Here is a 13,781-nt window from a genome sequence, read left to right on the forward strand (position 1 = left end):
GATTGATAAATTTATCAATCCTCTTTTTTATACCTCAACTTAAAAATACTTATTTTTGCCATAAACATTTTCATTTTGAACATCCACAACAATATTAATTTATTTCAGACTAAAGGCAAAACCATAGTCACCATTGGTACTTTTGACGGTGTGCATCTAGGTCATCAAAAAGTATTAACTAAACTAAAAAATGCTGCTATTGAGAGAAAAGCGGAAAGTGTTTTACTTACTTTTTTTCCACACCCTAGAATGGTTCTTCAACAAGATTTAGACATCAAACTCTTAAACACTATAGAGGAAAAAAAAGAATTAATATCTTCTTTTGGAATAGATAACCTTATTATTCATCCTTTTGATGCAAAATTTTCTAGACTTACTGCTGAAGATTTTGTAAAAATGATTTTAGTAGACCAATTAAACCTTTGCAAGATAATCATTGGATACGATCATCGTTTTGGAAGAAATAGAACTGCAACAATTGAAGATTTAATAGCTTTTGGAGAAAAATATAATTTTGAAGTAGAACAAATAACTGCAAAAGAAATTGATGAAATTTCAATTAGTTCAACTAAAATTAGGACAGCGCTACTTGAAGGTGATATAAAAACAGCTAATACTTTCTTAGGATATAAATATAATTTAACAGGAGCAGTAATTGAAGGAAAAAAAATAGGAAGAACAATCAATTTTCCTACTGCAAACATTAAAGTATCTGAAAATTACAAATTAATCCCAAAAAATGGTGTTTACGTTGTATCTGCTAACATAGATAATGATGAGTATTTTGGAATGATGAATATCGGAACAAATCCAACTATTTCTGAAGGAAATCAAAGCATAGAAGTACATCTATTTGATTTTAATAAGTCTATTTATGATAAAGAAATAAAAATATCATTTTTAGAGAGAATACGAGATGAAAGAAAATTTGACTCACTTGAAGATCTAAAAATTCAACTTGAAAAAGACAAAACTCTATCTATCGAAAAAATAGAGCAATATAAATGATTCCTTTCTTATCCAAATCAGTTGATAACTCACCATTAATTGTATTCAGAATCTTTTTTGGATTCTTAATTGCTTGTGAAAGTTTTGGTGCAATTGCAACTGGCTGGGTAAAAAGAGTATTAATTGATCCTCAGTTTACTTTTGCATTTATCGGTTTTGAATGGCTTCAACCATTAGAAGGAAATGGCATGTATTTCTATTTTAGCATAATGGGAATTTTAGGCATTCTAATTATGATAGGTTACAGATATATTTTATCAATATCCTTATATACTGTTTTATGGGCTAGTGTCTATTTTATGCAAAAGACATCTTATAACAATCATTATTACTTATTGATGATTATAAGTTTTATGATGATTTTTTTACCTGCTAATAAGTATAAATCATTAGATGTTAAATTAGGATACACAAAAGAGTCTTTAAAAATGCCTTATTGGGTTAATTTGATTTTCATTGTACAAATTGCTATAGTCTATTTTTATGCTTCAATTGCAAAATTATATCCTGATTGGCTTGACGGAACATTTACACGAAATCTTTTGCAAAGTGTTTCAACAAATCCATCTATTTCAAATCTCTTTTCTAAAAAAGGGTTCTATTTATTTATCGCATATACTGGAATTTTATATGACTTATTAATTATCCCTTTATTACTAATAAGAAGAACTAGAACACTTGCTCTTGTAGCCTCTTTAATTTTCCATTTATTTAATGCTGTTTTTTTACAAATAGGAATTTTTCCTTTTTTTGCATTAAGTTTTGGATTATTTTTTTATCCAAATAATACTATTCGAAAAGTATTTTTTAAAAACAAAGAATATTATCCTAATGTAGAAGAATCACATATACACAATAAAAAACTCGTTTACTATTTATTTATTCCATTTTTAATCGTTCAACTTTTATTACCCATTCGACATTATTTCATTAAAGGAGATGTTTTATGGACAGAAGAAGGTCATCGATTAAGTTGGAGAATGATGCTTAGAGAACGGAATGGACATATCAGTTTCAAAGTAGTAAATAACAAAACAGGTCAATCTATCTATCATGATTACCACAAAGATTTATCATCAAAACAAATTAGACAAGTAGCAACAAAGCCCGATTTTATTTGGCAATATTGTCAGCTAATCAAAGAAAAGTATAAAGAAAAAGATATTTCTATTTTTATCAATTGTGAAAATGCCATTAATAGGAAAAACTACAAACCTTTCATTGACCCAAATTATGATATGGCAAAAGCTAAATGGAATTATTTCACACATAACGAATGGATTAAATTAGAATAATTAACTAATTTTTAAATATTGATTTTCAATTATTTACATTTTTATAAGTATCTTTATTATCTTAAACTTTAAATACTATGAAAAATTCAGTTGAAATCAAAAACGGCTTCCTGATATTTTTAGGAGTTGGTTTATTCTTCCTATTAATGGACTTGCTAGGCTTAGCAGACAAAAACTATTTAAGATTCTTTAATGCTTTTATTGTTCTTTACGGCATAAACAAAACAATTAAATTTAATTTCCATCATAATAATTCTGATTATTTAGAAAACTTATTATCTGGATTCAAAACAGGCATAATTGGAGTTCTACTTGGTATTATAGGATTGATTATTTTTATCTACATAAAAGGAGGAGAAACTTATTTGTCTCGTTTATCTGACACTTTCTTTTTCACTGGTAAAACAAATATGATAAAATATTGTAGTGTTTTATTTTTTGAAGGAGTTGCATCAAGTTTAATTGGTTCATTTGTATTAATGCAATACTGGAAAGACATTATTATAAAAGCAAATATTAATTGAAAATACATAATTTTTTTAATCTTCTAAACTAATTCGTTACTTTTGAGCCATAAAAGAATTTGGCATGAATACTATTAGACATAATTGGACAAAAGAAGAAATAATTACTCTATACAACAAACCATTAATGGATTTACTATATGAAGCTGCTTCAGCTCATAGACTATTTCATAATCCAAATGTAGTACAAGTTTCTACATTACTTTCTATCAAAACAGGAGGTTGTCCTGAAGATTGCGGGTACTGTCCTCAAGCAGCTCGCTATCATACAAATATTGAAGGAAATGATTTAATGACTGTTTCTCAAGTTAAGGCACAAGCTCTTAGAGCAAAATCATCAGGTTCATCAAGAGTTTGTATGGGTGCTGCATGGAGAAACGTAAAAGACGGACCAGAGTTTGACCAAGTATTAGAAATGGTAAGAACCATTAACAAACTTGATATGGAAGTATGTTGTACACTAGGTATGATTACTGAAAATCAAGCAAAACGTTTAGCAGAAGCTGGTTTATATGCATATAATCACAATTTAGATTCGTCTGAAGAATATTATAAAGAAGTTATATCTACAAGAGGATACGAAGATCGTTTACAAACCATTGACAATGTAAGAAAAACAAATGTAACAGTATGTAGCGGTGGAATTATAGGAATGGGAGAAAGCGTAGAAGATAGAGCAGGAATGCTTGTTGCTTTAGCTTCATTAAATCCACAACCTGAATCTGTTCCAATTAATGCTTTAGTTGCTGTTGAAGGAACTCCTATGGAAAATGAAAAACCTGTAGAAATTTGGGATATGGTTAGAATGGTTGCAACAACACGTATTGTTATGCCAGAAACTCAAGTTAGACTTTCCGCTGGAAGAACAGAAATGAGTCGTGAAGGACAAGCTATGTGCTTTTTTGCTGGTGCCAATTCTATTTTTGCTGGAGACAAACTACTTACCACTCCAAATCCTGATGTAAATGAAGACATGAAGATGTTTGATTTATTAGGATTACAACCTCAAAAACCATTTATTAAGAAGATGCAACCTGAAACTATTGAAGCTGAAAACTCTCAATATCAAACTTTAGGTGAAAAACCAAAATGGTCTAGACCAGGACATGTTATAGAACGAAATTTAGAAGCTTCGACTAAAAGAAAATAAAGTTTTCTTAATTTTTTAAAATTACGATAACATTTAAATAAATTTGCTCTAAGGAAACTTAGAGCTTTTTTTATATGTCAAAATTACAACTAACAGAAATTGAACGTGTAAGAACTATCTCAAAAGAAGATTTTTACACCAATTATGTCAAGCCTCAAAAACCTGTAGTTATTGAAAAGATTACGGAAGATTGGCCAGCTTATTCAAAATGGGATCTAAATTATATTAAAAAAATAGCAGGAAACAAAATTGTTCCTCTTTATGATGATAGACCTGTTACACATAAAGATGGTTTCAATGAAGCTCATTCAAAAATGAAAATGAGCGATTATATTGATTTACTACAAACCAAACCTACTAATTATAGAATTTTTCTATACAATCTAATGAAAGAAGCTCCTTCTCTTCAAAATGATTTTAAATGGCCAAAAATCGGGTTAAAACTAGTAAAACAGTTACCCATGTTGTTTTTCGGAGGTGAAAACTCAAAAGTTTTCATGCACTTTGACATTGATTACTCAAACATTTTGCATTTCCATTTTCATGGAAAAAAACAATGCATTTTATTTTCTCCAGACCAAACACCAAACCTTTACAAAGTACCTTACTCTTTAATATCAAGAGAAGATATCGATTTCGAAAATCCAGATTTTGAAAAATTTCCTGCTCTAAAAAAAGCAAAAGGGTTTATTTGTAATTTAAATCATGGAGACATGTTATATATGCCTGAAGGATATTGGCATTATATGAAATATGTTACTCCCGGATTTTCAATGAGCTTAAGATCTTTCCCTAAAAAGCCTCTACATCTAGCGAAAGCTTTTTATAATTTTTTCATTATGCGTCATTATGATAATTTTATGAGAAAAAGAAAAGGACAAGACTGGATTGATTATAAAAATGAGAAAGCGATAAGAGAAACAAATAAAAAATTATAAAAAAAGCCATTCAATGAGAATGGCTTTCTATTATTATTTACTCATTTCAGTAAAATACTTATAAAATAGTGGAATTGTTTCAATTCCTTTTAAGTAATTAAAAACACCGAAATGTTCATTTGGCGAATGAATAGCATCACTATCCAAACCAAATCCCATTAATATTGTTTTACTTTTTAATTCTTTTTCAAATAAAGCTACAATAGGAATACTTCCTCCTGAACGTACAGGAATTGCTGGAACACCAAAAGTTTCTGTATAGGCTTTATTTGCAGCTCTATAACCAACACTATCTATTGGAGTAACATATCCTTGACCTCCATGATGTGGTTTTACAACTACTTTAACTGATTTTGGAGCAATACTTTCAAAATGTTTTTTAAATAATGCTGTTATTTCTTCCCAATCTTGATTAGGCACTAAACGCATTGATATTTTTGCAAAAGCCTTACTTGCAATAACGGTTTTAGCTCCTTCTCCAGTATAACCTCCCCAAATTCCATTTACATCTAATGTAGGCCTAATAGAATTTCTTTCATTTGTAACATATCCTGCTTCACCATAAATATCATCAATATCTAAAGCTTTTTTATAATCTTCCAATGAAAATGGAGCTTTTGCCATTTCTGCTCTTTCTTCTAAAGAAAGTTCTTCTACATTATCATAAAAACCAGGAATTGTAATATGATTATTCTCATCATGAAGAGAAGCAATCATCTTTGTTAATATATTAATTGGATTTGCAACTGCTCCTCCATACAAACCTGAATGTAAATCGCGATTTGGCCCTGTAACTTCAACCTCAACATAACTCAAGCCTCTCAACCCTGTTGTAATAGATGGTTGAGTATTTGAAATCATTCCTGTATCTGAAATTAGAATAACATCATTAGCTAATTTTTCTTGATTACGCTCTACAAACCATCCTAGACTTTTAGACCCAACTTCTTCCTCTCCTTCAATCATGAATTTCACATTACATGGCAATGTATTTGAAGCAATCATATATTCAAAAGCCTTTACATGCATATACATTTGTCCTTTATCATCACATGCTCCACGAGCAAAAATTGCTCCTTCTGGATGAATATCCGTTGTTTTAATAACAGGCTCAAAAGGAGGAGAGGTCCATAAATTAATCGGATCTGCTGGTTGCACATCATAATGTCCATAAACCAAAACCGTTGGCAAACTCTTATCTATGATTTTTTCTCCATAAACAATTGGATAGCCTGGTGTTTCACATAATTCAACAAAATCACATCCTGCTTTTTCTAAACTAGCTTTTACTGCTTCTGCTGTCATTATTACATCATGCGCATAAGCACTATCAGCACTTACAGATGGTATCTTTAATAATTCAATTAATTCATTTATGAATCGTTCTTTATTATCTTGAACGTATTTTTTTATATTTTCCATTATACTTTTTTAGATTGCGACTCAAAGTTACAAAATATTATAGTCACAAAAAAAAGGAGTTGTTATTAATAACAACTCCTTTTAAAAAAGATTATTTTGTTCTTATATCTCTTCTTTTTAATGAATAATTTTCTTTATTACTTGCGAATTATTATTGTTAATTTTTACTTGAATAATAAGTGTAACATGATTTTTCATTAGACTATCAATGATTAAAATTTCATTGTTTACATTTTTATTATCATATACTTTCCTTCCAAGCACATCATATATAACAACAGAGTCTATTTTATCCTTAAGTGATTTTATCTGTATATCCTCTTCTGATATAACAATTATTTCGTTTTCATCAATATCAAAATTATCATTGGATAGATTATTCTGCTTATATTTTAAAATAAATCTATCATTAAAATTCCCTAATGTTGAATGAAAACTATAAGGAGAACTCTTCAGGTCATGAGTAACATTTAAATATAAATCCTCTAAAAAAATGTCTTGATTATCAAAAAGACCATCGATTGCGTGTATTGCAATAGCATTTGTTCCTGCTTTAATAATTTTAACTCCTAAAGGAACTCTGTCTTCGTCTTCAAATGGCAATCCTCTACCTTGAATACACATTCTATCTTGATTAATAAGAGAATAAATTGTTGCAGTAGTTGATTCTATTGCAATAGCATCAAACATTCTGTCTTTTAAAATTGTAGCACCAGAAACATATCCAACTAAAGTTCTTACAGATTCATTATCTGCATCTATCAAATCTAACCAAATACGATGCTTTTCGTTTTCAGCTTCACTTCTATTTAGTAATTTTTCATGATTACTTGTTTTAAAAAACTGACTATTATCATACGTTCTGCTTCTCAATGAATTATTAAAAACAACATTCTCTGTTGTCGCTGCTCCATCATTCATAATAACAAAAAAGCTTTGAGCTCCAGCAATTAAACCATTAAATCCACCTGGACCACTTATTGTTCCTAGACCATTATGTACGATATAATCGTTAATTGTGTAATTAGAACCAAAATCACCATAAAATGGATCAGGAATAGAGGAAGAAGGAAGTGTTCCGTGTGTCCAAATTCTAACTGCTCCTTCAATATTTGCATTCAAATTAAGAAAATCGAGAGCATTAATCGAAGACGGATAAGGGTTTCCTATTAAATTTAAATTATCATCAAATTTAGTAATTGTCATTCCATTTATTCCTAAATAATCTGTTCCAGTATAAGTTCCTCTAGATACAGGAACATTAATAACACCATTATGTGGTATTCCATTATTAAATGTAGCAGTAAATGTTTGAAATGAATTTGTAAATGCTATTGGCCCTCTTACAATGTAACCTAATCCAGCAGACATTGTATTACCAGAAGCATTAATCCAATTTCCTATTCCTGAATTTGAATTTGCTATGGTAGGATTCCAATTAAAAATCAAGCTTGTAGGTGTTGTAATAGAGATATTGTTTACATTAAAATTACTAACAGGTGAAGACCAATAGACATAATCCATTTTTCGCATTAAAGCAGATCTTTCATAAGAAATATTTCCAGTATTAATTCCTAAATCATTAACTTGAATTAATGATCCGTTATTTAAAACATTTAATGCTCCATTAACCGTTAAATCATTCTCAATTTGGACGTAATCTTGTGTAGAAACAACTAGGTTATGAGAAGGAGTCACTATTAAATTTCCTTTAGATATTAAATTATTTGATAATGCTGTTGTAAAATCATTATCAATAACTACATGATTAAAAATTTCCGTTCCTTCAGGAAGAACAGAATTTATAATTTGTGTGTTACTTCCTTTAAAATGGACAGTTCCATTTCCTTCTTCAAATGCAGACTCATCTCTATTATTTGTCCAATTACCGTTTAAATAAATTTGTCCATCAATTGTTGCACTATTAGAATCATCCATATCTAAAATTCCTGAAGAATCTATCAATAGGTCTCCAAAAACCTCAAGTTCATTATTACTATTTCCTAAAATCTCCAATTTACTTCCTAATATACTAATGTTTTTACTAACTGCTAAATCATTATAATCATCTGAGTATGTTGATAAATAATCTATTTGCGCAACATTTAAAGCTGAAGCATCAATAATTACATCCGTATTTGAATCTGGAACAGCTAATCCTTCCCAATTTGCACAATTAAACCAATTTGTATCTATTCCTCCAACCCATTGTCCTGCTGGATTACTAGCCCCTATTTGAAATGTTTTCCCTGCACTTGTTGTTAAATTACTAGAAGGGTTTAAAGTATATCTTCCTGTTCCTAATGTCCAATTATTAGAAACATCTGCAACTGCATTTATTATTTGATTAAGAGAAGCTATTCCATGTTCTTTATCGTTCTCATAATAACCACTTACAGCGTTTAAATCTACACTTTCCACATTAAAACAAGTTAACGCAGATGGCAATCTTGATTCTCTTGGATTTGAGGAGCTTGTTGAACTAGAACCACTACATGCATTTGCTAACGGAACCCAAGCGGCTCTATTTGTTAAACCATGTAATAATTTTCCAGTCAAATAATAATTAGCTTCATTTAAATCTATAGTCCCATCTGAAACAAAGCTTCCTTGAATTAAATACATTTGATCTGGCGAACTTGTTGAAATATTGGGTGTTCCTCCAATAATACTACCCGAAAAATCAGAAGTTCTGTTTGTAGATGTTGTTCCTGTAATCACAGAAATAGATCCAAACCAAATTGGCGAGTTATTAGTTATTATTTGCAATACTGATCCGGCTGGAATACTTGTTGCACCATTATATGTTATAACCACTTCATATGGTGCTTCACTTGGATCATCTCCTCCTCCTCCCCATTTATCTGTTCTAACACCTGCCAAAGCACCTGCTTCATATCTAGAATTAACAATTGAGAATACAGTACCAGGAACAATATCAACTAAAGTTGCTATCAAATATTCATCATTTGCTCCACTCCCATTTATTTGACCATCAAATCCTGTAAAAATAAGCTCTCCAGGTCTAAAGGTTGTTCCATTTGTCACAAATAATGTTGCTAAATCAGATGTTATTGATGTACATGGTGATGTCCCAGAAATAATTACTTGATATTGATTTCCATTCATAGCTAACGTTGCAGATGGTGTCGTGTAACTACTTGAATTTGTTCCAACATTCACCCATGAACCACCTCCATCTGTTGATACTTGCCATTGATATGATGATGCGTTATTTGCCACAACACTAAAAGTTGCTCCTAATCCTGTTGTTGCAAACTGATCTGTTGGTTGAGTATTTATATTTACAGGGTTGGAAACTGTTACCATACTTGAAATGGAATTCGTTGACCAGCAAGTTCCATCAAATGTTCTCACGTAATAAGTCCCTGATGTTGACACATTATAAGAAGATGTAGTTGGAAAGTTTGTATCCATTCCATTTGCAGTTACTTGCCAATATGCTGTTGCGCTTGGCAAAGAATACGTTAAATTTGAAGACCCACACCCAGAAATAACAGAAATAGTCCCGATTGGATCTACTGGAGGTGTACAGGTAGGAACAACTGTTCCATTAAATACAAAGTCATTAATACTAAAAGTTCCCGTAGCTGAAGAAGCTCCCCATCCATAAAATCTAAAAGTAATTGGACTCGCTATATTTTGAAAAGTTCCTGCAGCAAGACTAATTGTACCAGAAACATTCGGAGAACCTATGTTAGCAGTATAACCATCCAAACTACTTCTAAATGCAAAATTTGTTGCACCTGTTCCAGAAGCCTGACCAATATATACAAAACTAATAAAGTTAATTTCATAACCACTATTTGGAGTTAATATAAACTCAAAATATTTAGCTGTATTCAAAGAACCTGAATTCCAATTATTAGCACTATATCTATCATTAGCTGAAGCCGCATTAATTCCTGAGCCTCTACTAATTCCTGATACTGTAATATTAGAATCAAATGTTTGTCCTATTGTATAAGGATTTGAAGTACTTGGGTTTGTTCCTGTTATTGGATTTTCAAATATAGATTGCGCACACGCAAAGTACCCTGAAATAAGGGTAATTAGTAGTAATCTTAGCTTCATGGTTAATAGCTTTAAAGATTTGGTTAATAACAAAATAGCCTTTAAAAGTAGACAAAAATATTTAATAATACCTATTTTTGTTGAAAATTAACTTTACTAAATCGTTAAGACTTTGAATAAAGAAAACAAAGACACGCTCACATCACAAGACATTCGCACAAAAATGGAATATTATTGCTCTTATCAAGAGCGATGTTACAAGGAAGTAGAAGAAAAATTATTTTTATTAAAAGCTTCAAACTTAGAAAAAGAAAAAGTGCTTATGTATTTAATAGAAAATAATTTTATTAATGAAGAACGATTTGCCAAAAGCTTTGTTAGAGGTAAATTCAATTATAAAAACTGGGGAAAAATAAGGATTAAAAATGAATTAAAATTTAGAAACCTTTCTAATAAATTAATTGAAATAGCTTTAAAAGAAATAGATGAAAATAATTATGTTGAAAAATTCCATTTACTTGCTGAAAAAAATTGGGAAACAATAAAAGAAAGAAAAGGACCTAAAAAAAATAAAAAGTTTGTCGATTTTTTATCTAGGAAAGGATATGAATCTCATTTAATCTATGAAAAACTAAGAGAATTAGACAATTAAAATAATAATACTTATTTCTAAATTCTCACTTATACTTTCAATAAAGTATCTTTGCAAAAAAAACATCCATGTTAGAAGATAAAAATCAAAAAAAAACAAGCATTGCCGAGCTAGGTGAGTTTGGTTTAATTGACCACTTAACAAAAAATATTCAGATAACTCAAGAATCTACAATAAAAAGCATAGGTGATGATGCTGCTGTTCTTGATTTCAACAACAAAAAAGTAGTTATTTCTACTGATTTATTAATTGAAGGAGTACATTTTGATTTAGCTTATATGCCATTAAAACATTTAGGTTATAAAGCTGTTGTTGTTAATATTTCTGACATTTGTGCAATGAATGCAACTGCAACCCAAATAACAGTTTCGATTGCAATTTCAAACAGATTTCCTCTTGAAGCTGTTGAAGAATTATATGAAGGAATTCAGCTTGCAGCAAAAACCTATAATGTAGATATTATAGGAGGAGATACTACTTCTTCTCAAAAAGGTTTGATTATTAGTATAACAGCTATTGGTGAATCTAATCTTGATGAAATTGTATATAGAAATGGAGCACAACCAAATGATTTATTAGTCGTAACGGGTGATATTGGAGCTGCTTATATGGGCTTGCAGGTATTAGAAAGAGAAAAACAAGTTTTTCAAGTTAATCCGAACAATCAACCAGATCTAGAACACTATTCTTATCTTATTGAACGTCAATTAAAACCAGAAGCCAGAAAAGACATCAAAGAGCTTCTATCAAAACTAGAAGTAAAACCTACATCAATGATTGATGTTTCTGATGGTCTATCTTCTGAAATACTACACATTTGTAAGCAAAGCAATGTAGGATGTAATTTATATGAAGACAAGATACCTGCTGATCCACAATTAATAAATGTTTGTGAAGAGTTTAATATAGACATTACAACCATTGCATTAAGTGGTGGAGAAGATTATGAATTACTTTTTACAATAAAAATGGATGATTTTGACAAAATTAAAGCTAACCCAAATTTTACTGTAATTGGACATATAACAGAAGAAAAAGAAGGTATTCATTTAATCACGAGAGCAAATACAAAAATCCCATTAAAAGCAAGAGGATGGAACTCTTTAAGTGAAAAATAAATTTATTTATATCTCATAAAAAAGCCCTAATTTATTACAAATAAGGGCTTTTTATATTTTCTTTTGAAACTGCTACATTTTCATTAACCAGTTTCTCATTGAAACCTCATTATTAATAATTTCTCTTAATTCTGTAATTGCAACTCTATCTTGTTGCATAGAATCACGATGACGAATAGTAACCGTTTTATCTTCTAATGTTTGATGGTCTATAGTAATACAAAATGGTGTTCCTAATGCATCTTGCCTTCTATAACGTCTTCCTACCGCATCTTTCTCATCATAAGAAACATTAAAGTCCCATTTTAACTCTTCAATAATTTCTTTTGCTACTTCTGGCAATCCATCTTTTTTAATTAATGGTAAAATAGCTGCTTTAGTTGGAGCTAAAACCGAAGGCAAACGTAAAACTGTTCTCACAGAGCCATCTTCCAAGGTTTCTTCTTGTAAAGCTTTTGAAAAAACAGCTAAAAACATTCTATCTAAACCAACAGAAGTTTCTACAACATAAGGAACGTAACTAGAATTTGTCTCGTTATCAAAAAACTGTAATTTCTTACCTGAATATTCTTCATGAGCCTTCAAATCGAAATCCGTTCTAGAATGAATTCCTTCTAATTCTTTAAATCCAAAAGGAAAATCAAATTCAATATCTGCTGCTGCATTTGCATAGTGTGCTAATTTCTCATGATCATGAAAACGATAGTTTTCTTTTCCTAAACCTAAAGACAGATGCCATTTTAAACGAGTTTCTTTCCAAAACTCATAGTATTTCATTTCTTCACCTGGTTTTACAAAAAATTGCATTTCCATTTGTTCAAATTCACGCATTCTAAAAATAAACTGTCTTGCAACAATTTCATTACGAAATGCTTTTCCTGTTTGCGCAATTCCAAAAGGAATCTTCATTCTTCCTGTTTTTTGAACATTCAAAAAGTTAACAAAAATACCTTGAGCTGTTTCAGGACGCAAATACAGATCCATAGCTGTATCAGCAGATGCTCCAATTTTTGTAGCAAACATTAAATTAAATTGACGTACTTCTGTCCAATTTTTAGAACCCGAATCTGGACAAGCTATGCCTAATTCTTCAATTAGCGACTTTACATCTGCAAGATCATCGTTTTCTAATGAACGAGCTAAACGCTGTAAAATTTGATTTTTTTGCTCTAAATACCCTTTAACACGTTCATTTGTAGTCACAAATTCTTCTTCATTGAATGCATCACCAAAACGGTTTTTTGCCTTTTCAATTTCTTTTTGTGCTTTTATATTAATTTTTTCAGCATAGTCTTCAATTAAAACATCTGCACGGTATCTTTTTTTAGAATCCTTATTATCAATTAAAGGATCACTAAAAGCATCTATGTGACCAGAAGCTTTCCATGTTGTAGGATGCATAAATATTGAAGCATCAATTCCTACAATATTATCATGCATTTGAACCATTGATTTCCACCAATATTCTCGAATGTTTTTCTTTAGTTCTACACCATTTTGAGCGTAATCATAAACTGCGCTTAAACCATCATAAATTTCACTAGACGGAAAAATGAATCCGTATTCTTTTGCATGTGAAATTACGTTTTTAAAAATATCTTCCTGTTTTGCCATAGCACAAAAGTAAAAATAGGATTTT

The 13,781-nt window shown here is 30.2% G+C and carries 10 protein-coding genes; 7 read left to right on the top strand and 3 right to left on the bottom strand.

The window, feature by feature from the left end; translation table 11 throughout:
- The first annotated feature begins 75 nt into the window (after window positions 1-75).
- From LXD69_RS04180 to LXD69_RS04200, 5 genes are all read left to right on the top strand, one after another.
- Entirely contained in the window at window positions 76-1,008 is a 933-nt protein-coding gene (locus tag LXD69_RS04180) for a bifunctional riboflavin kinase/FAD synthetase (RefSeq protein ID WP_246917755.1), read from the top strand.
- Entirely contained in the window at window positions 1,005-2,303 is a 1,299-nt protein-coding gene (locus LXD69_RS04185; protein ID WP_246917756.1) for an HTTM domain-containing protein, read from the top strand. Before LXD69_RS04180 ends, LXD69_RS04185 begins: the two co-directional genes overlap by 4 nt.
- Window positions 2,304-2,380: 77 nt before the next feature.
- Window positions 2,381-2,827 (top strand): hypothetical protein, encoded by a 447-nt coding sequence (locus LXD69_RS04190; protein ID WP_045970756.1) that lies wholly within the window; start codon window positions 2,381-2,383, stop codon window positions 2,825-2,827.
- A 64-nt stretch (window positions 2,828-2,891) separates the two neighbouring features.
- Complete coding sequence (gene bioB / locus LXD69_RS04195; RefSeq protein ID WP_246917757.1) at window positions 2,892-3,977, top strand: biotin synthase BioB; 1,086 nt, start codon at window positions 2,892-2,894, stop codon at window positions 3,975-3,977.
- A 74-nt stretch (window positions 3,978-4,051) separates the two neighbouring features.
- Window positions 4,052-4,915, top strand: a complete 864-nt coding sequence (locus LXD69_RS04200; protein ID WP_246917758.1) for a cupin-like domain-containing protein — start codon at window positions 4,052-4,054, stop codon at window positions 4,913-4,915.
- 33 nt (window positions 4,916-4,948) lie between these two features.
- On the opposite strand, the gene LXD69_RS04205 is transcribed toward LXD69_RS04200, so the two are convergent.
- Together LXD69_RS04205 and LXD69_RS04210 are read right to left on the bottom strand one after the other, a co-directional pair.
- Window positions 4,949-6,337, bottom strand: a complete 1,389-nt coding sequence (locus LXD69_RS04205; protein WP_045970749.1) for a dipeptidase — start codon at window positions 6,335-6,337, stop codon at window positions 4,949-4,951.
- A 117-nt stretch (window positions 6,338-6,454) separates the two neighbouring features.
- Window positions 6,455-10,432, bottom strand: a complete 3,978-nt coding sequence (locus LXD69_RS04210) for a hypothetical protein (protein WP_246917759.1) — start codon at window positions 10,430-10,432, stop codon at window positions 6,455-6,457.
- 163 nt (window positions 10,433-10,595) lie between these two features.
- Here LXD69_RS04210 and LXD69_RS04215 point away from each other — a divergent pair, with 163 nt between their 5' ends.
- Together LXD69_RS04215 and thiL are read left to right on the top strand one after the other, a co-directional pair.
- A complete protein-coding gene (locus LXD69_RS04215) occupies window positions 10,596-11,024 on the top strand; it encodes a regulatory protein RecX (protein WP_246917760.1) in 429 nt (142 codons plus the stop codon).
- Window positions 11,025-11,092: 68 nt separating this feature from the next.
- Window positions 11,093-12,142, top strand: a complete 1,050-nt coding sequence (thiL, locus tag LXD69_RS04220; RefSeq protein ID WP_246917761.1) for a thiamine-phosphate kinase — start codon at window positions 11,093-11,095, stop codon at window positions 12,140-12,142.
- 72 nt (window positions 12,143-12,214) lie between these two features.
- On the opposite strand, the gene LXD69_RS04225 is transcribed toward thiL, so the two are convergent.
- Window positions 12,215-13,756: a glycine--tRNA ligase gene (locus LXD69_RS04225; RefSeq protein ID WP_246917762.1), complete on the bottom strand. Its 1,542-nt coding sequence runs from the start codon at window positions 13,754-13,756 to the stop codon at window positions 12,215-12,217.
- Window positions 13,757-13,781: the final 25 nt, after the last annotated feature.

Source organism: Flavobacterium sediminilitoris, assembly GCF_023008245.1.
Classification (GTDB): domain Bacteria; phylum Bacteroidota; class Bacteroidia; order Flavobacteriales; family Flavobacteriaceae; genus Flavobacterium; species Flavobacterium sediminilitoris.

Coding starts and splice junctions, on each gene's coding strand:
- LXD69_RS04225 (WP_246917762.1), bottom strand. CDS start 13,756: ATGGCAAAACAGGAAGATATTTTTAAAAACGTAATTTCACATGCAAAA.
- bioB (WP_246917757.1), top strand. CDS start 2,892: ATGAATACTATTAGACATAATTGGACAAAAGAAGAAATAATTACTCTA.
- LXD69_RS04200 (WP_246917758.1), top strand. CDS start 4,052: ATGTCAAAATTACAACTAACAGAAATTGAACGTGTAAGAACTATCTCA.
- LXD69_RS04210 (WP_246917759.1), bottom strand. CDS start 10,432: ATGAAGCTAAGATTACTACTAATTACCCTTATTTCAGGGTACTTTGCG.
- LXD69_RS04190 (WP_045970756.1), top strand. CDS start 2,381: ATGAAAAATTCAGTTGAAATCAAAAACGGCTTCCTGATATTTTTAGGA.
- LXD69_RS04215 (WP_246917760.1), top strand. CDS start 10,596: ATGGAATATTATTGCTCTTATCAAGAGCGATGTTACAAGGAAGTAGAA.
- LXD69_RS04205 (WP_045970749.1), bottom strand. CDS start 6,337: ATGGAAAATATAAAAAAATACGTTCAAGATAATAAAGAACGATTCATA.
- thiL (WP_246917761.1), top strand. CDS start 11,093: ATGTTAGAAGATAAAAATCAAAAAAAAACAAGCATTGCCGAGCTAGGT.
- LXD69_RS04185 (WP_246917756.1), top strand. CDS start 1,005: ATGATTCCTTTCTTATCCAAATCAGTTGATAACTCACCATTAATTGTA.